The organism is Nocardioides marmoriginsengisoli (assembly GCF_003725695.1).
GTDB lineage: Bacteria > Actinomycetota > Actinomycetes > Propionibacteriales > Nocardioidaceae > Marmoricola > Marmoricola marmoriginsengisoli.
Genome location: NZ_RJSE01000009.1, coordinates 311,224 through 334,656, shown reverse-complemented (window position 1 = coordinate 334,656; position 23,433 = coordinate 311,224). Strand labels below are relative to the sequence as shown.

22 protein-coding genes are annotated in these 23,433 nt (G+C 70.6%); 14 read left to right on the top strand and 8 right to left on the bottom strand.

What is annotated here, in order from left to right:
- The first annotated feature begins 69 nt into the window (after nt 1-69).
- The gene (locus EFK50_RS20195; protein ID WP_123229388.1) at nt 70-1,194 is read left to right on the top strand and encodes a ferredoxin reductase; all 1,125 of its coding nucleotides are present in this window, start codon (nt 70-72) and stop codon (nt 1,192-1,194) included.
- Nucleotides 1,195-1,204: 10 nt separating this feature from the next.
- Nucleotides 1,205-2,443, top strand: a complete 1,239-nt coding sequence (locus EFK50_RS20190; protein ID WP_123229387.1) for a fatty acid desaturase family protein — start codon at nt 1,205-1,207, stop codon at nt 2,441-2,443.
- On the opposite strand, the gene EFK50_RS20185 is transcribed toward EFK50_RS20190, so the two are convergent.
- From EFK50_RS20185 to EFK50_RS20175, 3 genes are all read right to left on the bottom strand, one after another.
- Nucleotides 2,440-3,132: a hypothetical protein gene (locus EFK50_RS20185; RefSeq protein ID WP_123229386.1), complete on the bottom strand. Its 693-nt coding sequence runs from the start codon at nt 3,130-3,132 to the stop codon at nt 2,440-2,442. The two genes, EFK50_RS20190 and EFK50_RS20185, sit on opposite strands and share 4 nt — an antisense overlap.
- A gap of 73 nt (nt 3,133-3,205) precedes the next feature.
- Nucleotides 3,206-3,709: a DM13 domain-containing protein gene (locus EFK50_RS20180; RefSeq protein ID WP_123229385.1), complete on the bottom strand. Its 504-nt coding sequence runs from the start codon at nt 3,707-3,709 to the stop codon at nt 3,206-3,208.
- 21 nt (nt 3,710-3,730) lie between these two features.
- The gene (locus EFK50_RS20175) at nt 3,731-4,480 is read right to left on the bottom strand and encodes a VldE C-terminal domain-containing protein (RefSeq protein WP_123229384.1); all 750 of its coding nucleotides are present in this window, start codon (nt 4,478-4,480) and stop codon (nt 3,731-3,733) included.
- A gap of 186 nt (nt 4,481-4,666) precedes the next feature.
- On the opposite strand from EFK50_RS20175, the gene EFK50_RS20170 reads away from it, so the two are divergent.
- The 4 genes from EFK50_RS20170 to EFK50_RS20155 all read left to right on the top strand — a co-directional run bounded on the left by EFK50_RS20170 (nt 4,667) and on the right by EFK50_RS20155 (nt 10,533).
- The gene (locus EFK50_RS20170) at nt 4,667-5,881 is read left to right on the top strand and encodes an acetyl-CoA C-acetyltransferase (protein ID WP_123229383.1); all 1,215 of its coding nucleotides are present in this window, start codon (nt 4,667-4,669) and stop codon (nt 5,879-5,881) included.
- Between the two features lie 132 nt (nt 5,882-6,013).
- Nucleotides 6,014-8,200 (top strand): 3-hydroxyacyl-CoA dehydrogenase NAD-binding domain-containing protein, encoded by a 2,187-nt coding sequence (locus EFK50_RS20165; protein WP_123229382.1) that lies wholly within the window; start codon nt 6,014-6,016, stop codon nt 8,198-8,200.
- A 103-nt stretch (nt 8,201-8,303) separates the two neighbouring features.
- Nucleotides 8,304-9,005: an ABC transporter ATP-binding protein gene (locus EFK50_RS20160; RefSeq protein WP_246004251.1), complete on the top strand. Its 702-nt coding sequence runs from the start codon at nt 8,304-8,306 to the stop codon at nt 9,003-9,005.
- Nucleotides 8,980-10,533 (top strand): hypothetical protein, encoded by a 1,554-nt coding sequence (locus tag EFK50_RS20155; RefSeq protein WP_148046243.1) that lies wholly within the window; start codon nt 8,980-8,982, stop codon nt 10,531-10,533. The genes EFK50_RS20160 and EFK50_RS20155 overlap by 26 nt, the downstream gene beginning before the upstream one ends.
- Before the next feature lie 16 nt (nt 10,534-10,549).
- Here EFK50_RS20155 and EFK50_RS20150 read toward each other — a convergent pair whose 3' ends face one another.
- Nucleotides 10,550-11,323 (bottom strand): hypothetical protein, encoded by a 774-nt coding sequence (locus EFK50_RS20150; RefSeq protein ID WP_123229379.1) that lies wholly within the window; start codon nt 11,321-11,323, stop codon nt 10,550-10,552.
- Between the two features lie 238 nt (nt 11,324-11,561).
- On the opposite strand from EFK50_RS20150, the gene EFK50_RS20145 reads away from it, so the two are divergent.
- From EFK50_RS20145 to EFK50_RS20115, 7 genes are read left to right on the top strand one after another with little or no spacing between them, the layout of a single operon-like run.
- The gene (locus EFK50_RS20145) at nt 11,562-12,107 is read left to right on the top strand and encodes an LPXTG cell wall anchor domain-containing protein (RefSeq protein WP_123229378.1); all 546 of its coding nucleotides are present in this window, start codon (nt 11,562-11,564) and stop codon (nt 12,105-12,107) included.
- A 10-nt stretch (nt 12,108-12,117) separates the two neighbouring features.
- Nucleotides 12,118-13,881, top strand: coding sequence for a DUF4012 domain-containing protein (locus EFK50_RS20140; protein WP_123229377.1), 1,764 nt, complete (start codon nt 12,118-12,120; stop codon nt 13,879-13,881).
- Between the two features lie 58 nt (nt 13,882-13,939).
- Nucleotides 13,940-15,187 (top strand): acyl-CoA dehydrogenase family protein, encoded by a 1,248-nt coding sequence (locus EFK50_RS20135; RefSeq protein ID WP_123229376.1) that lies wholly within the window; start codon nt 13,940-13,942, stop codon nt 15,185-15,187.
- Entirely contained in the window at nt 15,184-15,996 is an 813-nt protein-coding gene (locus EFK50_RS20130) for an SDR family NAD(P)-dependent oxidoreductase (RefSeq protein ID WP_123229375.1), read from the top strand. Before EFK50_RS20135 ends, EFK50_RS20130 begins: the two co-directional genes overlap by 4 nt.
- A gap of 2 nt (nt 15,997-15,998) precedes the next feature.
- A complete protein-coding gene (locus EFK50_RS20125) occupies nt 15,999-17,081 on the top strand; it encodes a phosphotransferase family protein (RefSeq protein ID WP_123229374.1) in 1,083 nt (360 codons plus the stop codon).
- Between the two features lie 13 nt (nt 17,082-17,094).
- Nucleotides 17,095-17,763 carry a histidine phosphatase family protein gene (locus EFK50_RS20120; protein ID WP_123229373.1) on the top strand — a complete coding sequence of 223 codons (669 nt, stop codon included), beginning with the start codon at nt 17,095-17,097 and terminating at the stop codon, nt 17,761-17,763.
- Between the two features lie 22 nt (nt 17,764-17,785).
- Nucleotides 17,786-18,535, top strand: a complete 750-nt coding sequence (locus EFK50_RS20115) for an SDR family oxidoreductase (RefSeq protein ID WP_123229372.1) — start codon at nt 17,786-17,788, stop codon at nt 18,533-18,535.
- Here the strand turns inward: EFK50_RS20115 and EFK50_RS20110 are convergent.
- From EFK50_RS20110 to EFK50_RS20100, 3 genes are read right to left on the bottom strand one after another with little or no spacing between them, the layout of a single operon-like run.
- The gene (locus EFK50_RS20110; RefSeq protein WP_123229371.1) at nt 18,532-20,121 is read right to left on the bottom strand and encodes a PH domain-containing protein; all 1,590 of its coding nucleotides are present in this window, start codon (nt 20,119-20,121) and stop codon (nt 18,532-18,534) included. The genes EFK50_RS20115 and EFK50_RS20110 overlap by 4 nt on opposite strands.
- The gene (locus tag EFK50_RS20105) at nt 20,118-20,609 is read right to left on the bottom strand and encodes a PH domain-containing protein (RefSeq protein ID WP_123229370.1); all 492 of its coding nucleotides are present in this window, start codon (nt 20,607-20,609) and stop codon (nt 20,118-20,120) included. Before EFK50_RS20105 ends, EFK50_RS20110 begins: the two co-directional genes overlap by 4 nt.
- Nucleotides 20,610-20,659: 50 nt before the next feature.
- Entirely contained in the window at nt 20,660-22,126 is a 1,467-nt protein-coding gene (locus EFK50_RS20100) for an MFS transporter (RefSeq protein WP_123229369.1), read from the bottom strand.
- Between the two features lie 140 nt (nt 22,127-22,266).
- Between EFK50_RS20100 and EFK50_RS20095 the strand changes: the two genes are divergently transcribed.
- The gene (locus EFK50_RS20095; protein WP_183407937.1) at nt 22,267-22,842 is read left to right on the top strand and encodes a TetR/AcrR family transcriptional regulator; all 576 of its coding nucleotides are present in this window, start codon (nt 22,267-22,269) and stop codon (nt 22,840-22,842) included.
- Here EFK50_RS20095 and EFK50_RS20090 read toward each other — a convergent pair.
- Nucleotides 22,823-23,368, bottom strand: coding sequence for a QsdR family transcriptional regulator (locus tag EFK50_RS20090; protein WP_123229367.1), 546 nt, complete (start codon nt 23,366-23,368; stop codon nt 22,823-22,825). The two genes, EFK50_RS20095 and EFK50_RS20090, sit on opposite strands and share 20 nt — an antisense overlap.
- Nucleotides 23,369-23,433 lie beyond the last annotated feature (65 nt).

The following is a 23,433-nucleotide window of genomic DNA, read 5'->3' as shown; positions in this document are numbered from 1 at the left end:
ACAAATAGTACCTGGTGATTCACGTCTTGAGGTCAGGCTTTTAACCCCGCGCCCGGTCAGGCTTGCACCATGACCGACACCCTTGTCCGCCCGAACGACCTGGATCGCTCCTGGCGCTCCCGGTTGTCGCGGGTCGCGGAGGCGGCCACGACGCCGCTGCTGCCGGCCGACTACCTCGATCTCGTGGCGCCGCTGCGCTCCGGCACCGACCTGCGCGCGCGGATCGTCTCGGTCCACCCCGAGACCCGGGACGCCGCGACCATCGTCCTCAAGCCGGGCGCGGATTGGGCCGGCCACGTGCCCGGCCAGTACCTGCGGATCGGGATCGACGTCAACGGCGTCCGCGAGTGGCGGGCCTACTCGCTGACCCACGGCCCGCGCGCCGACGGCCTGATCTCGATCACCGTCAAGGCGGTGCCGGACGGCAAGGTCAGCAACCACCTGGTGCACGCCGCGCGCCCCGGCACCCTGGTCCACCTGGAGCAGGCGACCGGCGACTTCGTGCTCGACCCGTCGCAGACCCGCCTGCTCTTCGTCACCGCCGGCTCCGGGGTCACCCCGGTGATCGGGATGCTGCGGAACCTGTTCCCGGTGACCGACGCGGGCGTGGTCGACCTGCCGCGGAGCAAGCGGCTCGACATCGTCGTCGTGCACGTCGCGCCCAGCGAGCCGGACTCGATCTTCCTCGACAACCTGCGCGAGCTCGACTCGCACGGGTCGATCACCCTCGTCCCCCGGTACGACGACCAGCACGGCGTCCTCGACGTCGACGCGCTGGCCGACCTGGTCCCGGACCTGGCCGAGCGGACGACGTACGCGTGCGGTCCGGGCGGCCTGCTCGACGCGCTCACCGAGCACCACGCCGAGAAGGGCCTGGAGCTGTTCACCGAGCAGTTCCGCGCCGGTTTCGTCGAAGCCGGTGACGGCGGCACCCTGACGATCGGCGACATCACCGTCGAGGCCGACGGCGCCACCCCGCTGCTGGACGTCGCCGAGGCCGCCGGCGCCCTGATGCCGAGCGGCTGCCGGATGGGCGTCTGCTTCGGCTGCGTCGTGCCGCTCAAGGAGGGCGCCGTCCGCGACCTGCGCAACGGCGCCATCACCACCGCCGACCCGATCTCCTCCGCCAACGGCGGAGTCCCCATCCAGACCTGCATCAACGCCGCCGCCGGCCCCTGCACCATCGACCGCTGAGGACATAGCGATGACCACGATCCAGAAGAAGCCCGTCGACCCGACCGCGCACCTGACCGCCGAGGACATCGAGAACCTCGGCAAGGAGCTCGACGCCATCCGCCAGGAGGTGCTCGACACCCGCGGGGAGCGCGACGCGCGCTACATCCGCCGGGTGATCAAGGCCCAGCGCGGCCTCGAGGCGGGCAGCCGCGCGCTGCTGCTGTTCTCGATCTTCCCGCCCGCGTGGATCGCCGGCACCACCGGCCTGAGCATCGCGAAGATCCTGGATAACATGGAGGTCGGGCACAACATCATGCACGGCCAGTGGGACTGGATGCGCGACCCGAAGATCCACTCGACGACCTGGGAGTGGGACAACGCCACCCCGTCGGACATGTGGAAGCACTCGCACAACGAGCTGCACCACACGTACACGAACGTCGTCGGCAAGGACAACGACCTCGGCTACGGGATCATGCGGGTCGACGAGGACCAGCGGTGGCAGCCGTTCTTCCTGGCCCAGCCGCTGTGGAACTTCATCAACGCCTGCTTCTTCGAGTACGGCATCGCCGCCTACGACCTCGAGCTCGGCAAGAACCTCGCCATCCCGAAGGAGAAGCGGAGCGAGGAGTTCAAGACCGGCGTCAAGCGCACCCTCGGCAAGATCCGCAAGCAGGCGACCAAGGACTACCTGGTGCACCCGGCCCTGTCGATCCCGACCGGTTCCTTCCTGCCGACCCTGGCGGCGAACGTCACCGCCAACGTGGTCCGCAACCTGTGGACGCACTCGGTGATCATGTGCGGCCACTTCCCCGAGGGTGTCGAGACCTTCGAGAAGAAGTCGATCGACGGCGAGACCCGCGGTGAGTGGTACCTGCGCCAGATGCTGGGTTCCGCGAACATCTCCGGCGGCCGGGCCCTGCACATGATGACCGGCAACCTGAGCTTCCAGATCGAGCACCATCTCTTCCCGGACCTGCCCAGCAACCGGTACGCCGAGGTCGCGCCGCAGGTGCAGGCGCTCTTCGAGAAGTACGGCCTGGCGTACCACACCGGGCCGCTGCCGAAGCAGGTCTACTCGGCCTGGCACAAGATCGTCCGGCTCTCGCTGCCGAACGGCTGGCTCGCCGAGACCACCCCGGTCAACGCCCCGAAGCAGCTCGCCAAGCTCTACAAGATGACCACCGGCGGTCCGAAGGTGCGCCGCGCCATCGAGGCACGGGACCGGCAGGAGGCCCGGCGCCGCGCCGAGGCCGACGCGGCCTAAGCCTTCTCGTCCTCCGCGGCCGCCGCCCGCGCCCGTAGCTCCTGCTTGAGCTCGTCCTGCTTGCGACGGCGCTTGACCTCGTTCGAGGCGAGCCCGATCCCGATCAGGACGGGCACCACGTACTTCGCGTTGTTCAGGATCGTCTGCACCCAGCCAGGGAGGCTGAGGTCCGGCAGGTCGATGTCCGGGAGGTCCGGGATCAGGTCCGGGAGGTTCGGCCGGGGGAGCGAGGGCAGGTTCCAGTCCGGCCAGTCGATCCGGATCGCGAACCGGGCGACCAGGAGGGTCAGCAGGATCGGCAGCACCACCTTCGCGACGCCGGCCACCACGTGCCGGGCGGCGTACCGCTTCGGGTGTGCGCGCATCTTCTCCTCGCGCAGGGCGGCCTTGGAGCCGGGCTCCGGGTCGAGGTCGATCCCGCCGAACCCGATCTGGGCGGTGAGGTCGGCGCCGGGCTCGAACCAGGTCACCTGGCGTGACCGGCCGAGCGCGGTGAACAGGCAGCGCACCGACCCGTGCCCGCCGTCCGGGTCGGTGAGCACCAGCTTGTCCTCACCGGACTTCTTCTCGATCACGGTGGTGCCGTCGACCGACCACGTGATCACCCGGGTGATCCCGCTCGGGCGCACCGAGACCCGGTGCCGGCGACCGTCGATCGCCAGCTCCCAGTTCTGCACCTCCGCAGCCATGCTCCGACCCTAGGAATTGCTCGGCACCGGCGCATCGGTCCCGGGTCTCGGTGGACCCCCGACTTTGGTCGGGTCAGGCGAGCGAGACCGGCGCGGCCCCGAACGCGACGTTGAACTTGTCGCACCAGATCACCGCGGACCTGTACGCCGCCAGGTCGGCTCCCTCGGGGATCGGGTAGTTCTGGTTGCCGTGGGTGGCCTTGAGCTCGCCGAGGCGGAGGTACTCCCCGTCGTCGTACTTGAACCAGCTGCCGCCCGGCTTCCGGTCCGAGAGCCAGACGTGCAGGTCGGGCCCGTCCGAGGACGCGAGTCCCTCCAGCCGGAGGAACCGGCGGCCGTCGGCGAGCTCGATGATCCTGGCGGTGCCGCTGGTGTCGTGCTCGGCGTCGACGAAGTCGCCGGTGGAGAGCGTGGTCGGGGTGGCGGCCGCTGACGGCACCGCGGTCGCGTTCCCGGTCGGGTGCGCGGTCGGCACCGCCTCGTCGATCTCGCTGCTGGTGAACAGCCGCCACGGTTCGAACTGCCAGACGCCGATCGCGAGCACCGCGACCACGACGACGAGCACGGCCCGCTTCATGGGTCGAGTCTAGGTCGACCCTCAGTCCGCGACATCCACGTGCACGTGGTCGCGGTGCTCGAGGATCCTGACCGTCGCCGCCGAGCGGCCCTGCTTGCTCACGTTGTAGTCGCGCCACCCGCTCCGGGAACGGCGCTCGGTCCAGATCCGGCCGTCGAAGATCACCGTGTTGATCTCGAGCCGTTCCGCGTGCGCGACGAGGTACTGGGCGAGCGCCCAGCCGCGGGTCTTGTTGGCGCCGTTGATCGGCCGGAAGAAGATGTCGAGCGCCCGGCCCTCGTAGTGCGCCGACCCCGGCATGTGCCCGGTCCGGACCCCGCCCGGGGCGAACCCGCCGAGCGGGAGGTCGCCGAACCGGGACTCGACGTCGGCGCGGACCGTCTCGGCCCGGCCGGTCAGGCCCGCGGCGCTGAGCCGGTCCGACTCGCTGTCATCGGCGCCGCCGTACCGGCAGAACAGGGCGGCGCGGGCCCTGCCGGTGAGGGCCGCGGCGACGGCCGGCGCGTCACCGGCCGGCACCCCCGCCTTCCGCACCACGGCGGTGGCGGCGTCCGCGGCCGTGCCGGAGCGCCGTACGACGGCCGCGACCGCGGTGGCCGCGCGCTCGGCCCGCTCCCGGTCGAGGTGCACGGTGCCCTCGTCGGTCCGGACCGTGCAGTCGGGGCCGGCGAGCCGGCGGACCAGGACGACGGTGACGATCGCCATCACCAGGGCGAGCCCGACCAGTACGGCGATGCCGCGGGTGGTCGGGCGTGTTCGGGTCGCTGCCATGCCCCCATCCTCGGGGCGCGGCCAAGGCGCGGACCTCCTCCTCAGGTACTGGTGAGGTAGCCCACAGGACCGTTTTCCTTGACCCTGACAGTTCTACTGTCACAATGGGAGACGGACGCCTCGGAGCGCTCCGTGCAACACCTGGGCATCAACGCTCTCCCCATTCAACGACTAGTTGGGACGGTCATGGCACAACCCGAAGCTTTTGTGTACGACGCCATCCGCACGCCGCGCGGCAAGGGCAAGAAGGACGGGTCCCTGCACGGGACGAAGCCGGTCGACCTGGTCGTGGGTCTGATCGACGCGATCCAGGAGCGCAACCCCAACCTGGACCCCAGCCGCATCGACGACGTCGTCCTCGGCGTGGTCTCCCCGGTCGGTGACCAGGGCGGCGACATCGCCAAGACCGCCGCGCTCGCCGCCGGTCTCCCCGACACCGTTGCCGGCGTCCAGCTGAACCGGTTCTGCGCCTCGGGCCTCGAGGCCGTCAACCAGGCCGCCGGCCGGGTGCGCTCCGGCTTCGAGGACCTGATCCTCGCCGGCGGTGTCGAGTCGATGTCCCGCGTGGCCATGGGCTCCGACGGCGGCGCCTGGGCGTCCGACCCGCACACCGCGTTCGCGACGTCGTTCGTGCCGCAGGGCATCGGCGCCGACCTGATCGCCACCCTCGAGGGCTGGAGCCGCGAGGACGTCGACGCGTACGCGTCCGAGTCCCAGGCGCGTGCCGCCAAGGCGCAGGCCAACGGCCTCTTCGACAACTCGGTGATCCCGGTCAAGGACCTCAACGGCCTGACCGTGCTCGGCAAGGACGAGTTCATCAAGCCGGGCACCTCGGTCGAGTCGCTCGCCGGTCTGAAGCCCTCGTTCCAGATGCACGGTGACCTCGGCTTCGACGACGTGGCGCTGCAGAAGTACCACTGGGTCGAGAAGATCAACCACGTCCACCACGCCGGCAACTCCTCCGGCATCGTCGACGGCGCCGCCCTGGTGGCGCTCGGCACCGAGCAGGTCGGCAAGGACCTCGGTCTGACCCCGCGGGCCCGGATCATCGCCGCGGCCGTCTCCGGCGCCGACCCGACGATCATGCTGACCGGCCCGGCTCCGGCCGCCCGCAAGGCGCTCGCGAAGGCCGGCCTGGAGACCAAGGACATCGACCTCTTCGAGATCAACGAGGCGTTCGCCGCGGTCGCGATGCGGTTCATGCGCGACATGGGCATCTCCGACGAGATCACCAACGTCAACGGTGGCGCGATCGCGATGGGTCACCCGCTGGGTGCCACCGGCGCGATGATCCTCGGCACCCTGATCGACGAGCTCGAGCGTCGCGACCTGAAGCGCGGCCTGGCCACGCTGTGCGTCGGCGGCGGCATGGGCATCGCCACCATTGTCGAACTGGTCTGACTCGCGGAGCGAGTCCGACCAGTTCGCCGGTCATCGAGCAGCGTCCACGGATGAGGAACGAATCCGTGAAGAGCGTGTCGAGATGCGGTGACCTGCGTGGCCAACGCAACCAAACTCTTGAAGGAAGAACCAATGTCTGAATCCGCAGTGAAGTACGAGAAGGACGCCGACGGGATCGTCGTCCTCACGCTGGACGACCCCACCGCCAGTGCCAACACGATGAACGAGCTCTACGGCCGTTCGATGGAGGAGGCCGTCGCCCGCCTGGAGTCCGAGAAGGACTCGATCACGGGTGTCGTGATCACCTCCGCGAAGAAGACCTTCTTCGCCGGCGGCAACCTGAGCGACCTGCAGAAGGTCGGTCCGGACCAGGCCGACGAGATCTTCGAGAAGGGCCAGGCCGTCAAGGCCCAGCTGCGCCGGATCGAGAAGCTCGGCGTCCCGACCGTGGCCGCCATCAACGGCGCCGCGCTCGGCGGCGGTCTGGAGATCGCGCTCGCGTTCAACCACCGGATCGCGGCGGACGCCCGCCTCGAGATCGGTCTGCCGGAGTCGACCCTCGGCCTGCTGCCCGGTGGCGGCGGCGTCGTCCGGACCGTCCGCCTGCTGGGCATCCAGTCGGCGCTGATGGACGTCCTGCTTCAGGGCACCCGCTACCAGCCGGCCGCGGCGCTGGCCAAGGGCCTGATCCACGAGATCGTCCCGGCCGACCAGCTGGTCGCCGCCGCCAAGAAGTGGGTCCTGGACAACAAGGACAACGACGAGGCCAAGGCCCAGCCGTGGGACCGCCAGGGCTACCGGATGCCGGGCGGCACCCCGTCCAGCCCCTCGCTCGCGGGCATGCTGCCGGCCTTCCCGGCGACGCTGCGCAAGCAGCTCAAGGGTGTCCGGATGCCGGCACCCGAGGCGATCATGGCTGCTGCGGTCGAGGGCGCCCAGGTCGACTTCGAGACCGCCGCCACGATCGAGTCGCGCTACTTCGCGTCGCTGGCCACCGGCCAGACCGCGAAGAACATGATCCAGGCCTTCTTCTTCGACCTGCAGGCGATCAACTCGGGCTCGCTGCGTCCGCAGGGTGTCGAGAAGTTCAAGCCGACCAAGGTCGTCGTGCTCGGCGCCGGGATGATGGGCGCGGGCATCGCCTACGTGTGCGCCCGGGCCGGTCTGGAGGTCGTGCTCAAGGACGTCTCGCTGGAGGCGGCCGAGAAGGGCAAGTCCTACACCGCGAAGCTCAACGAGAAGGCCGTCTCCCGCGGCAAGCTGACGCAGGAGAAGTCCGACGAGCTGCTCGGCCGGATCACCCCGACCGACAACCCGGCCGACGCGAAGGGCTGCGACCTCGTCATCGAGGCGGTCTTCGAGGACCCGTCGCTGAAGCACAAGGTGTTCGCCGAGATCGCCGAGCACATCAACGCCGACGCGCTGCTGTGCTCGAACACCTCGACGCTGCCGATCACCGAGCTCGCCACCGGCGTGGACCGCCCGGCGGACTTCATCGGCCTGCACTTCTTCTCGCCGGTCGACAAGATGCCGCTGGTGGAGATCATCCGCGGCAAGGAGACCTCGGACGAGACGACCGCGAAGGCGATCGACATCGTCCAGCTCATCAAGAAGACCCCGATCGTCGTCAGCGACAGCCGCGGCTTCTACACCTCGCGGGTCATCGGCACCCAGATCAACGAGGGCATCTCGATGCTCGCCGAGGGCGTGCACCCGATGAGCATCGACCGCGCGACCACGATGGCCGGCTACCCGGTCGGTCCGCTCCAGATCAGCGACGAGCTGAACATGGAGCTGATGTACAAGATCCGCAAGGCGTCGATCGAGGCGACCGAGCGCGACGGCGGCACCTGGGTGACGCACCCGTCCGAGGCCGTCATCGACAAGATGATCGCCGAGGGCCGCTCCAGCAAGCTGGTCGGCAAGGGCTTCTACGAGTACGACGAGAACGGCAACCGGACCGGCCTGTGGCCCGGCCTGGCCGAGGCGTTCCCGGTCGCTGCCGAGCAGATCCCCTTCGAGGACATCCAGGACCGCCAGCTCGTCGTCGAGGCGATCGAGACCGTGAAGTGCTTCGACGAGGGTGTCCTGCACTCCGCCGCCGAGGCCAACATCGGCTCGATCTTCGGCATCGGCTTCCCGGCGATCCACGGTGGCGCGATCCAGTACATCAACGGCTTCGAGGGCAAGGCGGGCCGCGGCCCGGCCGGCTTCGTCGCCCGGGCCCGGGAGCTCGCCGCCACGTACGGCGAGCGCTTCGAGCCCCCGGCCAGCCTGGTGGCGGTCGCCGAGAGCGGCGGCACCTTCCCGGCGGCCTGATCGGCAGCTCGGTCCTCGAGCCTGTCGAGACGCTCAGCGCGTCTCGGCAGGCTCGAGCCCGGTTTTGAGGACGATCGCACCGGCGTAGTCCAGAATGTCCCTTATGGGGGATATCAAGGTCCGGGGCCTGCGGGTGCGGTTCGGGACGGTCGAGGCCGTCCGCGGCATCGACGTCACCGCGTACGGCGGCCGGGCGACCGCACTGCTCGGTCGCAACGGCGCCGGCAAGTCGACCACCATGCGAGTGCTGGCCGGCGTGGTGCCGCCGACCGCCGGCACGGTCGTCGTCGACGGCATCGACGTGGTCGCCGACCCGTTGCGCACCAAGCGGCGCACCGGCTACTGCCCGGACGTCGGCGGCCTGGTGCCGCGGGCGACCCCGTGGGAGCACCTCCAGCTCGCCGCCCGGCTGCGCCGCCTCGAGGACTGGGAGGACCGGGGCCGGGACCTGCTCGAGCGGTTCGAGCTCGGCGACGCCGCGCACCGAGTGACCGGAGGGTTCAGCCACGGCATGGGGCGGCGGCTCTCGGTCGTGCTCGCGGCGTTCCACGAGCCGCCGGTGCTGCTGCTCGACGAGCCGTTCGACGGGGTGGACCCGCTCGGCGTGGATGCCACCCAGCAGGTGATCCGGGAGGCCAAGGCCCGGGGAGCGGCGGTCCTCGTCTCCACCCACCTGCGCGATCTCGCCGTCGAGGCCTGCGAGGACGCCCTGGTCCTGCGCGGCGGCTCCGCGGTGGCCGGGATGGACGCGGCCGAGCTGGTCGGCGAGGCGGGTGCGCGTGCGTACCGATCGCTCCTGGACTGAGGACGGCCCGGTCGCGGTCGTCGCGACCGGGGTCGCCGACGTCGGCGCCCTGCTCACGTTCCGCCGAGCCGGCCTGCGGGCGGGTGCGCGCCGCCGGCTGCGGATCGGCGCCGGTCTGGTGCTCGGCCTGACCGTCGCGGCGATCGTCGTCCCGGCGCTGCTGCGGGCTCCCCTGGACGGCCGCCGGGTCGGCGACCTGGTGGCGGTGCTCCCGTCGGTCTACCTGGGCTTCGCGGTGCTGACCGTGGTGGCGGCGATCAGCTCCGGCGGCGGCCGCGAGCTGCTGCCCCGCGACCAGGCGGTCGCGTTCCCGGTCTCGGCGCTGACCGAGCACCTCGGCGCCCTGGTGCTGGCCCCGCTCAACGTCGCCTGGCTGATCCAGGCCTGGGCCCTCCTCGGCACGACGACCTACGTGCTGGGTCCGCGGCACCTGGCCGCGGCCGTGGTTCCGCTGCTGCTCTGGATCGCCGTCGCCACCGCCTTCGGGCAGCTCGTCGGCTGGGGTTTCGAGGGCCTGCGCCGCGGGCCGCACGGCGCGCTGGTCACCCGGTCGATCGTGGCCGTGGTGGCCGCCGGCGGGGTCGGGCTGGTGCTCGGCGGACGGACCACCGACCTGCTCGACCGGAGCCCGACGGTGGAGGTCTACCTGGCCGCCGCCGCGGCGACCGGCGGCCTCTGGTGGCACTGGCTGATCGCGGTCCTCCTGCTCGGCGGCCTCCTGGTGCTGCTGGCGCTCGCCGGCGGGATCCCGGCGCGCTGGGCGCTCAAGCGGCCGCAGCGCGAGGAGCTGCGCCTGGAGTCCGGGCACCGCGAACCGGGACCGAACCCGCGCTCGGACCTGGCCGCGATGATCCGGCTCGACCGGGCCTCGATCTGGCGGGCGGTGCCGCTGCGGCGCGGGCTGCTCGTGCTCGGGCTGATGCCGGGCGCGGTCGCCCTCGCCGGCGAGCTGACCTGGGACCTGGTCACCATCCTGCCCGGGCTGGTCGCCTCCGGAGGTGCGCTCCTCTTCGGCGTCAACACCTGGTGCCTGGACGGCGCCGGGGCGCTCTGGCGCGACAGCCTGCCGGTCGACCCGAAGGTCGCGTTCCTGGCCAAGGTGGTGGTGCTGTTCGAGGTGCTGCTGGTGGCCGGCGCGCTGACCATCGCACTGGCCGCCGTACGGGCCGGGGCGCCGAGCTCGGCCGAGCTGGCCTCGGTCCTGCTGGCGACGATCGTGGTGGCGGCGCAGGTGGTCGCCACCTCGCTGCGGTGGTCGGTACGGAGCCCGTACGCCGTCAACCTCCGCAGCGCCCGGGCGACGCCGGCGCCGCCGGTCGTGATGGCGGGCTACTCGGCCCGGCTGGCCGCCAAGACCACCGTGGTCGGGCTGATCTTCTCCGGGACCTCGCTGGCCGCCGACTGGCGAGCGGCGGCACTCGTCGCGGTGCCGCTGCTGTGCTGGTCGGCGTACCGGCTGGTGGGGACGGCCGAGGCCTGGGCGCACCCGGTGGTGCGGGCCCGGGTCGTCGCCACCGTGTCCGGCTAGGTCGAGAGGCCGAGCCCTACTTCTTGGACGCCTTCTCGCAGGCGATCGCCTTCTTGTTGGCGGCCAGCCGCAGCGCGTCGGCGTTGGGCGCCCGGAGCAGCTGCGCGACCAGGGTGGCCTCGACGGCGTCCGGCTTGATCCTCGCCTTCAGGCAGGTCTCCAGCTTCGCGGCGGAGAGCTTCTTGTTCTTCGCCGCGGCCTCGGCCGCCTGCAGCTTCAGGGTGTCGACGCAGGTGGTCGCGATCGCCTGCGCGAAGTCCTCGGCGGCCTTGGTGTCGTAGACCGCGCCGTCGTCGTTGAACGCGCCGGTGTCGTTGACGAACTTGATCGAGAAGAGCCGGTCGACGCCGGTGGCCTTGATGAAGGTGTCGACGACGCAGGTGACGTCCTTCGGGGCCAGCACGCCGGTGGTGATCGTCCCGTACGACGCCGTGACGTTGGCCCGGAGCTTGGCCAGCGTCTCGGCCTCGCCGACGCAGGAGAGCACCGCCTTCGAGTACGCCGCGGCGCTGGCCGCGTCGGCCAGGGCTCCGTTGCCGGCGTACGCGTCGTCCGCTCCGACCGCCTTGAGCGAGCGCATCTTCTTCACGCCGATGTCCGGCACGAACTTCTCCGCCACGCAGGTGGCCTTGTCGGCGTCCAGCAGCCCGCCGGCGGGCTTCGAGATGGCCGTCGCCATCGACGAGATCACCCGCTTCTCCTGCTTGTCGGCGGTGTCGTCGTTGCCGCCGCAGGCGGTCACGAGCACGAGCAACGAGGTGGCAACGGCCGCGAGGGCTGCCTTCTTCATGTGGACTCCGATGTCATGAGGGCGCCCGGTGCGGGCGCGCGGCCGGGTTCAACCCTGCCTTATTACAAGGTGTACGAAAGCACACCCACCCCCGTCGGGGATCCGGAGTTCGTCCCACTGGTCATTTCTGGTCCACTGCGTAACTTCGAGGTCCGGATCTCGTTGTGCCCCTTGTAGTTCGTCGCAAGGGTCCGGGGGGACCTTGGGATGTCGGGTGCGTCGTCCTGGGAGCCGTGGCATGAAAAAGTTCGGGTATGTCGCTGTTGCGGCAATTGCCGCGCTGCTCGTGACGCTCGGGATCACCTCCTCCGCCCAGGCCTATCCGGACGTCCAGATCAGCCTGACCGCGAGCAAGCAGGTCGTCTACGGCGGCGACTCCTTCACCGCGACGGCGACCGCGAACGTGGACTGCGACTGGAGCCTGGCCTGGGACGGGTCCACCCCGACCGGCGACGGCACCCGGTTCGTCACGACGTACCAGGCGCCGCAGGTCACCGAGATCACCAAGATCCCGCTGACCGGCAGCTGCGACTACGCGGACCCCTCCAAGTCCGCGCGCTCCGCGGCCGACCCGAGCTCGTTGCAGCGGCAGCTCACGATCACCGTGCTCCCGGTCGCCAGCGCCGGGGTGACGCCCTCGGACAACCGCGCGGACCTGCCCGGCACCGGCGGCCCGAACTGGATCTTCCTCGCCAGCGGCCTGGTGCTGCTCCTCGCCGGAGCCTCCGCCGTGGCCCTCGCCCGCCGTCGCGCCGAAGCCGAGCTTCCGGCGCGGACCGCCTAGTCTTCCCTCTGTGGGGAACACGCAGATCTTGACCCGCCGCAAGGTCGTCATCGGCCTGGTGGTGCTGGTCGCCTTCATCATCGGACTGTTCGTCTGGCAGGCGTTCAGCGCCTCGTTCGCGCTGAAGGACGCCCGGACCCACGCGGAGGCGGTGCAGCAGCACATCCGGGCCGGTGACTTCGACGCCGCGAACCGGTCGCTGGCCGAGCTCCAGGAGGACACCGACCGGGCGCACTCGCGGACCGGCGGCGTGCTCTGGGACGTCGCCAAGCACGTGCCGTACTTCGGCCGCAACGTCCGCGCCGTCCAGACCGTCTCCGAGGTGCTGGACACGGCCACCGAGATCAACGGGCCGATCGCGCTCCAGCTGAGCAAGGCTCTCGACGACGGCGTCTTCCGGCCGCAGGGCGGCAAGATCAACCTGGCCGAGATCGCGAAGCTCACCCCGAACGTGCGCCGGGCGGCCACCTCGATCGACAAGGCCGGCCGCGACCTCGACGAGATCCGGGTCAGCCAGCTGACCTTCCCCTTCAACGACCTGATCGGCGACCTCCAGGACCAGGTCGACCGGGCCCGGAGCGCGGCGACCGCCACCGCGACCGCGTTCGACCTGATGCCGGAGATGCTCGGCTCCTCCGAGCCCCGCAATTACCTGCTGATGATCCAGAACCCCGCGGAGGTCCGGTCCACCGGCGGGCTCCCGGGCTCGCTGGCGATCCTGCACGCCGAGGGCGGCAAGCTCACCATGGGCTGGCAGGGCTCGGCCGGCGACATCAACCCGTTCTCCGGCCCGGTCGTGAAGCTCCCGGCCGACACCGAGCAGATGTACGGCCCGTCGATGGCGACCGACTTCCGCGACATCAACTTCACCCCGGACTTCCCGGAGGCGGCGCAGGTCGCCCGGTCGATGGTCAAGCAGAAGCTGAACGTGAACGTCGACGGCGTGGTCTCGGTGGACCCGATCGCGCTGAGCAACCTGATGCTCGGCACCGGCCCGATCCCGGTCGCGGGCGTGCCGCTGAAGGCCGACAATGTGGTCGCCGCGCTCCTCAACGCGACGTACAAGAACCTGCAGAACGCGGGGGAGCAGGACCAGTTCTTCGAGGGCGCCGCCAAGGAGATCTTCAACGCGGTGATGAGCGGCCGCGGCGATCAGGCCAAGGTGATCAAGGGGCTCGCGGACAGCGCCGTGCAGCACCGGGTGCTGCTCTGGTCAGCGCGCGAGGACGAGCAGGCCCGCCTCGACGGTACGGCGGTCGGCGGCGGCCTGCCCGGCGACACCGGATCGACGCCGCAGGTCGGGATGTACCTCAACGACACCCTGGCCGGGAAGATGGACTACTACCTGGAGTACCGGGCCTCGGTCGCTGCCGTCGACTGCCGGCAGAACGGGAGCCAGGACCTGCGGGCGACGATGGCGCTGTCCTCGAAGGTGCCGAAGAACTACCAGGACCTCGGTCTCGGCGTCTACATCCTCGGCAACGGCCAGTACGCGCCGCAGGGCACGATCGCCTTCAACCTCCGGATCTACGGGTCCGCGGGCGGTGAGATCACCGGGTTGAAGATCAACGGGGTCGACCACTCGATCACCGCCGACGAGCACAACGGCCGCCAGGTGGCGTTCCTGCCGGTGGCGCTGAAGCCCGGCGAGGTGATCACGGTGACCGCCGACATCCGGACCGCGGGCGGGGCCGACGGAGACGGGGTCTTCAGCTTCACCCCCGGCATGGTCGCCACGCCCAACGGCATGAAGATCACCAGCGCTTGCGGTTGAGCGGATTACCCCGCTCCCTCTGTGTTCGGCTCGCGGTGACCTCGCTACTGTCAGCGCCATGGACTTCTCTCCCTCGCCCCGGGCCGCTGAGCTGGCCGCGCTGGTCTCCGCCTTCGTCACCGACGAGATCGAGCCGGTGCACGACGCCTACCACCACGACGTCGCCGCGGCCCGTGCCGCGGGCGAGTGGGCCGAGTCGCCGATCATGGGGGAGCTGCGCGCGAAGGCCCGCGCCCAGGGGTTGTGGAACCTCTTCCTGCCGGTCGGCCACGACCAGCCGTATGCCGAGAAGTACGGCACCCACGGCGGCGCCGGCCTGAGCAACTCCGACTACGCCCCGCTGGCCGAGCTGATGGGCCGGGCGACCTTCCTGGCGCCGTACGTCTTCAACTGCAACGCGCCGGACACCGGCAACATGGAGGTGCTGCTCAAGTACGGCACCGAGGAGCAGAAGGCCGCCTGGCTCGAACCGCTGCTCGACGGTCGGATCCGCTCCGCGTTCGGGATGACCGAGCCCGGGGTCGCCTCCTCGGACGCCACCAACATGGCCGCCACCGCGATCGTCGACGGCGACGAGGTCGTCATCAACGGCACGAAGTGGTTCAGCACCGGCGTTGGGCATCCGGACTGCAAGATCATGATCTTCATGGGGCTCAGCGACCCCAACGCCGACCGCCACCACCGGCACACGATGGTGCTCGTCCCGCTGGACAGCCCCGGCGTGACGATCGAGCGGATGCTCTCCACCATGAACGTGTACGACGAGCCGGTCGGCCACGGCGAGGTCACCTTCACCGACGTCCGGGTGCCGGCGAGCAACATCCTGCTCGGCGAGGGCCGTGCCTTCGAGATCGCCCAGGGGCGTCTCGGCCCGGGCCGGATCCACCACTGCATGCGGCTGCTCGGCCAGGCCGAGGTCGCCCTCGAGCTGGCCATCAAGCGCGGGCTCTCGCGGACCGCCTTCGGCAAGCCGCTGGTCAAGCTCGGCGGCAATTCCGAGCGGATCGCGGACGCCCGGATCGCCATCGACCAGGCCCGGCTGCTGGTGCTCAGCGCCGCCTGGAAGCTCGACGTCGGCGGCCCGATGAACGCCCTGTCCGAGGTCAGCCAGATCAAGGTGATCGTGCCGAACGTGGCGCAGCAGGTGATCGACATGGCGATCCAGCTGCACGGCGCCGGCGGTCTCTCCCAGGACGTGCCGCTCTCGGCGATGTGGACCAACGCCCGCGCGCTCCGGCTCGCGGACGGCCCCGACGAGGTGCACCGCGGGGTCGTGGCCCGCCTCGAGATCGGCAAGCACCTGTGACCAGTCCGGACGTCGAGCTTGTCGAGACGCCCGCACCTGCCCGCAGGGCCCTGGTCACCGGCGGTGCCTCCGGTCTCGGCGCCGCCCTCTGCCGGGCCCTGGTCGCGCGCGGCGACGAGGTGCTCAGCGCCGACGTGAACCCGCCGGGCGAGCCGATCGACGGAGTCGAGTACCTCCTCCTCGACGTGCGCTCGGACGACGACTGGGCCGCGGCGCACGAGCGGGTGCTCGCCACGTGGGGCAGCCTGGACCTGCTCTTCAACAACGCCGGCGTGGCCGGGGGCGGCCGGATCGAGGTGGCCGGCCTCGACGAGTGGCAGTGGATCACCGAGATCAACCTCTTCGGCGTGGTCCGCGGCACCAAGACCTTCGTCCCGCTGATGAAGGCGCAGCGGAGCGGCACGATCGTGAACACCGCCTCGCTGGCCGGTCTGGTGCACCCGGCCGGGATGGCGTCGTACAACGCGGTGAAGGCTGCCGTGGTGGCGTTCAGCGAGACGGCCGGTCACGAGCTCGCCGAGTACGGGATCCGGGTCGCCGTGGTCTGCCCGTCGTACTTCCGGACGCCGCTGATCGAGAACATGCAGGGCGCGGACACCGCCGTCGGTTCGGTGATCGGCGCCCTGGTCGCGAACTCGCCGACCAGCGCCGACGAGATCGCGGCCGCGGTGCTGGCCGGGATCGAGAACGGCGACGAGCTGATCCTCCCCGACGAGGCGGCCCGGGCCGCCTACGGACTCAAGGTCGCGGACCGCGACGGCTACAACGCGGTGATGCGCAAGCAGGCCGCCCGACTGAATGCGATGTGACGATGGCTGAGATCGAAGGCGCGGCAGCGGTCCGCGAGGAGGACGCGTTCGACCTGGAGGCGGTGCGGACCTGGCTCGCCGGTCACGGCGTCGCCCTGGTCGGCGACGTGGAGATCCAGCAGTTCGGCGGGGGCGCCTCCAACCTGACCTACTCGCTGCGCACGCCCGAGCACGACCTGATCCTGCGGCGACCGCCAGCCGGCCAGAAGGCGAAGGGCGCCCACGACATGGGGCGCGAGTACCGGATCCAGTCGGCGCTCCAGGAGCCGTTCGGCCTGGTCCCGGAGATGGTCGCCTTCTGCGAGGACGAGTCGGTGATCGGCTCGGAGTTCTACGTGATGCGGCGGCTGGACGGGATCATCCCGCGGCGCGACCTGCCCGAGGGCCTGGACCTCGACGAGACCCGGGCGCGGGCGCTGTGCACGACCTTCGTGGACACCTTGATCAAGCTGCACCGGGTGGACACCTCGCTGCCCGAGGTGGCCGCGATGGGCAAGGGCACCGGGTACGTCGAGCGCCAGATCGGCGGCTGGTCGACCCGCTACCGGAACGCGCACACCGAGGACGCCCCCGGGTTCGAGAAGGTGATGGCGTGGCTCGCCGAGCGGATGCCCGCCGACGTCGCGAACTGCGTGATCCACAACGACTTCCGCTTCGACAACGTGGTGCTCGCCGCCGACGACCCGAGCACGATCATCGGCGTCCTGGACTGGGAGATGGCCACCCTCGGCGACCCGCTGATGGACCTCGGCGGCAACCTCGCCTACTGGGTGCAGCCCGACGACGACGAAGGCTTCCAGCTCGTACGACGCCAGCCGAGCAACGTGCCCGGAATGATGACCCGCGCCGAGATCGTCGCGTACTACTGCGAGCAGATGGCCGACGTGATCGGGCGCAGCAGCATCACGCCCGAGGAGTGGAAGTTCTACGAGGTGTACGGGCTCTTCCGGTTCGCCGTGATCGCCCAGCAGATCTACTACCGCTACTTCCACGGGCAGACCACCAACGAGATGTACGCGTTGTTCGGGCAGGCCGTGCACTACTACGAGGACCGCTGCCTGCGGGTCATCGACGGCAGCATCTGATGGGGGCCGCCTGATGGGTCAGATCCTGCTGGTCCGGCACGGACAGGCGTCCTTCGGCTCGGACGACTACGACGCGCTCTCGCCGCTCGGCTTCGAGCAGTCCCGGCTGCTCGGGGCCGGCCTGGCCCAGCGACTGATCTCGGTCGACCGGATCGTGCACGGCACCATGCGCCGGCACCGGGAGACCGCGGAGACGTGCGCCGCCGCCGCGGGCTGGACCGCCGAGCCGTCGGTGGACGCCGGCTGGGACGAGTTCGACTTCCTCTCGGTGCTCGCGGTGCACCCGCACGAGTACGGTCCCGAGCCGACGAAGGCGGAGTTCCAGAAGCTCTTCGAGGCGGCCACGGCGGCCTGGATCGAGGGCGCCGACCGGCCCTACGCGGAGACGTTCGCCGGCTTCACCGAGCGTGTCGACGCCGCCCTGGAGCGGACGGCCGCGCTGGCCGCCGACGGCGACGTGGCGGTCTTCAGCTCGGGCGGACCGGTGGCCTGGGCGGTCGCGCAGGTGCTCGCGGACGGAGGCGACGGGATCGACCGTGCGCACCTCTGGACCCGGCTCAACCGGATGGCGGTCAACAGCGCCCTGACCCGCCTGATCAGAGGCGCCCGCGGCGTGAACCTGCTGTCCTACAACGAGCAGTCCCACCTCGACGCCGTACCCGGGACGCTCTCCTACCGTTGAGATCCAGACCTGGAGGACGACCATGAGCAAGACGATCCTGATCACCGGAGCGAGCAGCGGGCTGGGCGCCGAGATGGCCCGGCAGTTCGCGGCGAAGGGGTACGACCTGGCGCTCTGCGCCCGGCGTACCGAGAAGCTGGACGCGCTCAAGGCGGAGATCCTCGCCGCGCACCCGGGTCGCCGGGTCGAGGTGCGCGCCCTCGACGTCACCGACGACGACCAGGTCTTCGAGGTCTTCCGCGGGTTCGCGAAGGACTTCGGCACGATCGACCGGATCGTGATCAACGCCGGGCTCGGCAAGGGCGCGCCGCTCGGCACCGGCCGGTACGACGCCAACCGGGAGACCGCGATGACGAACTTCGTCGCCGCGCTGGCCCAGTCCGAGGCGGCGATGGAGATCTTCCGGGCCCAGAACGCCGGGCACTTCGTGATGATCAGCTCGATGTCGGCGGTGCGCGGGATGCCCAAGACGCTGACCACGTACGCCGCCACGAAGGCGGGCGTCGCGCACCTCGCCGAGGGCCTGCGCACGGAGCTCTACGGCAAGCCGATCAAGGTGACGGTGCTCTACCCGGGCTACATCGCCTCGGAGATGAACGAGAAGGTCGAGCAGTCGACGCCGCTGATGGCCTCCACCGAGAAGGGCGTCCGCGCGATGGTCGACGCGATCGAGAAGGAGAAGGCGTCGGCCGCGGTGCCGGGCTTCCCCTGGGCGCCACTCGGCGTGGTGATGAAGCACGCGCCGATGCCGATCTTCAAGAAGCTGATCTAGGTCCCGTCGCCGCGTCTCGACGCGCTCGACGTCCGGGGACCCGACGTCCGGGCCTCGACGTCCGGGCCGACGAACTGCTCGACCAGCCCCGGCACTGCCTCGGCCGCGAACGCGACCGCCAGCTCCTCGGGCACGTCGAGGATCTCGTAGGACTGCTGGCCGGCCGCGGTGGTCGCGGTCAGGCTGACCAGTCCGGCGCGGCGCTGGAAGAAGGTCTGCTTGATGTTCCAGCCGATGATCCCGGTCCGCTGCAGCGCGTCCCGCCGGCCGCGGAGCGATCCCCACCGGATCACCACGTAGTCCCGGGTCAGTCCGTGCCCCAGCCGGGCGTAGCGATCCTTGGCCAGCCCGAGTCCGGCGACGGGGGCGAGCAGCGCCACTAGCGCCGGCCAGAGCGGCCAGTCGGCCACGCCGACCAGGACGAAGAGCACGGCGGGCAGCAGCGACGTCGAGACCAGCGCTCGTACGTACCGGCGCCGCCGCGCGGCCGGACCGTGCGCGACCAGGGCGACGTCGAGCGGACCGGCTTCGCCGAGCACGTACTCGCCGACTCCCTCGACCACGGCTTGCGGAGCGGCCGGGACCAGGGGCGCGCTGCCGTCGGCGTCGGACTTGAAGCCGGTGACGATCGCGGTCAGCCGGCCGCCACCGGCCAGCCGGAGCCCCAGCGGCTGGTGGACCTCGACGCCGCGGAGCCGGTCCACGTCGATGCTGGTCTCCCGGGTGGTGAGCAGCCCGCGCCGGACGTGGAAGGTGCGGGCGAACTCGTCCCGGGTGAGCAGGAAGCCCCAGTTGGCGAGCAGGTAGCCGGCGATCGCCAGCACCGAGATCACCAGGACGAAGACCACCACCCCGGCGGGGATGGTCAGCGCCAGCGGCAGCGAGGTGACCTTCTCGTCGACGTCGGAGGCATTGAGCCCGGCCTCGATCACGTTGCCCAGGATCTGGGTGGAGGCACCCAGGGCGGCCAGCGCGATCACCAGCCCGGAGGTGGTCAGCGGTGCGTACCGGACCCAGGAGGGGTCGAAGCGCATCAGCACCTGCTCCGTCCCGGACATCGAGCTTGTCGAGATGCCGTCCGCCGTCGTCGCCCCGGACGCCGAGCCTGTCGAGACGTCCGCACCGGCCTGCGCGCCGCGGTGCAGCAGGTCGATCCGCAGCCGCCGGGCCTCGCCGACGCCCAGCGAGTCGAGCACCACCCGGCCGTCGCTGCTTCGGGAGGCGCTGCCGGTCCCGATCTCGACCTTGGCGAGCCCGAGCAGCCGGTGGATCGGCTTGGCGGTCAGCTCGACCGTGCGTACCCGGTCCAGCGGCGCGGTCAGGATGCTCCGGCTCAGTAGTCCCCGGCGCAGCTCGATCTGGCCGCCGGTGATCCGGAAGCTGGTGGTCGCGAACCGGGCCAGCCCGATCGCGATCGGCACCGCGACGCCGAGGTAGTGCCAGGGATCACCGGCGTCGCTGGAGCCGAGGATGAAGAGACCGATCAGCAGCGGCAGGAACCGGATGACCTCGTTCACCGGGTGCACGAGCAGCATCCGGGCGTCCAGGCGGCGCCAGTCGGCGTCGTACCCGAGATCGCCGCTCACGTGGCGTCGCCGGCCTCGGCCTCGGTACGCCGGGTGAGGTCCTCGACCAGCTTCAGTGCGACCGGCTGGTCCAGGCCCTCGATCTTGACCGGCCCGGCCGCGGACGCCGTGGTGACGGTGACGCTGGCGAGCCCGAAGATCCGGTCGATCACGCTCTGGTCGTGGTCGACGGTCTGCACCCGGGACATCGGCGCGATCCGGCGCTCGCGGCTGAGCCAGCCGCGCTGGGTGTAGACGGCCGTCTCGGTGGTCTCCCACCGGTGCACCCGGTAGCGGTAGACCGGCATCACCACGGTGTAGACGGCGACCGCGACGACGTACAGGACCCAGGCCCACCAGGGCACCGTGAACCAGTCGAAGATCGCGGCGGCGACGCCGACCGCGGCGAGGACGAGCCCCTGGACGACGGCGCCGGCCGCCCAGACCAGCGGGGCGCGGGTGGAGACGCGTTGGGCGGGTTCGCGCAGGGCGCCCGAGGTGTCAGCCATGTCCCCAGACTAGGCACACGGCTTGGGTGTGACACCCCGGGCGCCGGCGGTCAGACGGCGACCGGTGCGGCCTCGCCGCTGCGGGCGGCTTCGGAGTGCTCCTGGCTGTCGCGGCTGGAGATCAGGATCGCCGCGAGGATCGCCCCGACGACCGCGAAGCCCGCACCGATGGTGAACGCGTCCGCGAACCCCTCGGTGAGGGCGGTCGCCGGATCGGCCCCGGTCTTGAACGCGTCGTTGGTCGTGGCGGTTGCGATCGAGGCGAGGATCGCCAGACCGAGGGCGCCGCCGACCTGCTGCGAGGTGTTGATGAGGCCGGACGCGAGGCCGGCTTCGTGCGCCTCGGTGCCGGTCATCGCCGCGATCGTGACCGGGACGAACGAGGCGCCCAGTCCGACGCCGGCCAGGATCGAGGGCCCGAGGACGCTGCCGACGTAGGTGCCGTCCGGCTGGATCTGGGCGAACCAGATCAGCCCCGCCGCCACGAACAGCAACCCGACGACGAGCACGTTCTTGAACCCGACCCGGGTCACCAGGGCGCTGGAGATCCCGGCGCTGAGGATGATCGAGATCGCCAGCGGCAGGTAGGAGAGGCCCGCTTCCAGGGCGTCGTTGCCGAGGACCTGCTGCAGGTAGAGCGTGATCAGGAAGAACATCGAGAACAACGACATCCCGATCAGCACGCCGACGATGTTCGCGCCGCGCAGGGTCCGCTTCCGGAAGATCGAGAACGGCACCAGCGGCTTGCGGGTGCGCAGCTCGATGATGACGAACAGGGCGAGGAGCGCGACCGCGCCCGCCAGGCTCCAGATGGTCTCGCCGGAGGACCAGCCGACCTTCGTCGCCTGCACCATCGCGAAGACGCCGAGGGCCAGGCCGGCCGAGACGGTGATCGCTCCGGGCAGGTCGAGGGTCCGGTCGGTCTCCTCGTCGGCGGTCGACTCGGTCAGCCGCTTCGGTGCCTGCCAGACGATGAACGCACCGATCGGCACGTTGACGAAGAGCACCCACTCCCAGCCCGCCCACTGGGTGAGCACGCCGCCGAGCAGGACTCCGGCAGCACCGCCGGCGCCGGCGACCGCGCCCCAGATGCCGAGCGCCTTGTTGCGCTCCTGGCCCTCGGGGAAGGTGGTGGTGACGATCGAGAGCGCGGCCGGGGAGGCGATGGCGGCGCCGAGGCCCTGGACCGCGCGGGCAGCGTTCAGCCAGGTCTCGTTCTGCGCGAAGCCGCCGACCAGCGAGGCGATCGCGAAGAGCGCCATCCCGAGCATGAAGATCCGGCGGCGACCGAAGAAGTCGGCCAGCCGCCCGCCGAGGAGCAGGAAGCCGCCGAAGGTCAGCGTGTAGGAGTTCACCACCCAGGAGAGGTTGGCCTGGGAGATGTCGAGTGCGTCGCCGATGGACGGCAGCGCGACGTTGACGATCGAGGCGTCGATGACGACGACGAACTGGGTCATGGCCAGCAGGGCGAGGGCGAAGTTCCTCGCGCGCTGGGTACTGAGGTCGGGCTGGGACATGAAGACTCCTGAAGGCTTATACGGAACCGTAGTTCCTCTTCCGCTTAAGACCCTAGGGAAGGCCCGTTCCGCTTGTCAACGGAATATGCGGAGGTAACATTCCGCATGTCTACCGGAGCCCACCGACAGGAATGCAGGCCGTGAACGCAGAGCAGCGCCCGCTGCGGGCCGACGCCCAGCGCAACCTCGAGCGGATCACCGCGTCGGCGCAGGCGCTGTTCGCGGAGCGCGGGACGGCGGCCCAGATGGAGGACATCGCGGCGCACGCCGGGGTCGGCGTCGGCACCCTCTACCGGAGGTTCCCGACCAAGGAGTCGCTGCTGACCGCGCTGGTCCGGGGCCGGTTCCAGGAGTTCACCGTAATCGCGACCGAGATCGAGGCGACGATCGAGGACCCGTACGACGCGCTCGCCACCATGATGCGCCGGCACGCCGAGACCGTCGAGGACGACGCCGCGTTCCAGCTGGCGATGATGAGCATCAACAGCTTCCAGTGGGAAGGCATCGAGGAGGACAAGAGCGCGCTGAACGCGGTCGTCCTCCGGATCATCGAGCGGGCGCAGCGGGCCGGTGCGGTCCGCGCCGACCTGCGCATCGAGGAGTACGGGATGCTGATGTGCGCCACCACGGCCACGATGTACTTCCTGCACGACCGCGGCGTCTGGCGGCGCCACCTGGAGATCGTGCTGGACGGGCTCAGGTCAGCAACAGCCTGATCACGGCCAGGGCGTCGTCGACAGCAGGATCGTCCTGCAGGGTCGCGTCGTTGTAGACGAACCCCTCGATCAGCCGGACGATCCCGTAGGCGAGCACGCCGGTGTCCGAGCGCGGTCGCCAGTCGCCGCGCGCCGCCTCCTCGTCGATCAGGCTCCGGACCCGGTCGACCAGCCGGTCCTGGAACGGGCCGCGGGAGGTCAGCAGCCGCAGCGCGGTCTGGGTCTCGTTGCGCACGAAGGACTGCAGCGCGGACGACTCGACGATCGTGACGACGTACTGGCGCAGCGCCTCGAGCAGCCGGCTGCTGCCGCGGCGGCGGGCGGTCCGGGACCAGATGTCGGCGATGACCGCGTCGCTGAGCGCCCAGGCGACGTCCTGGATCAGCCGTTCCCGTCCCCCCGTCCAGCGGTAGAGGGTGTTGCGGGAGACGCCGAGCTCGCCGGCCAGCTGCCGCATGTCGAGGCGCTGTCCGGCGAGGTAGGTCCGCGTGGCGGCGGCGTACGCGTCGGCCGGTGTTGCGCTCATGCCAGCACCCTACCGGCTGTGAGGACACACACAGGATGTGTCACTTGTAGGACACATCGCGGATG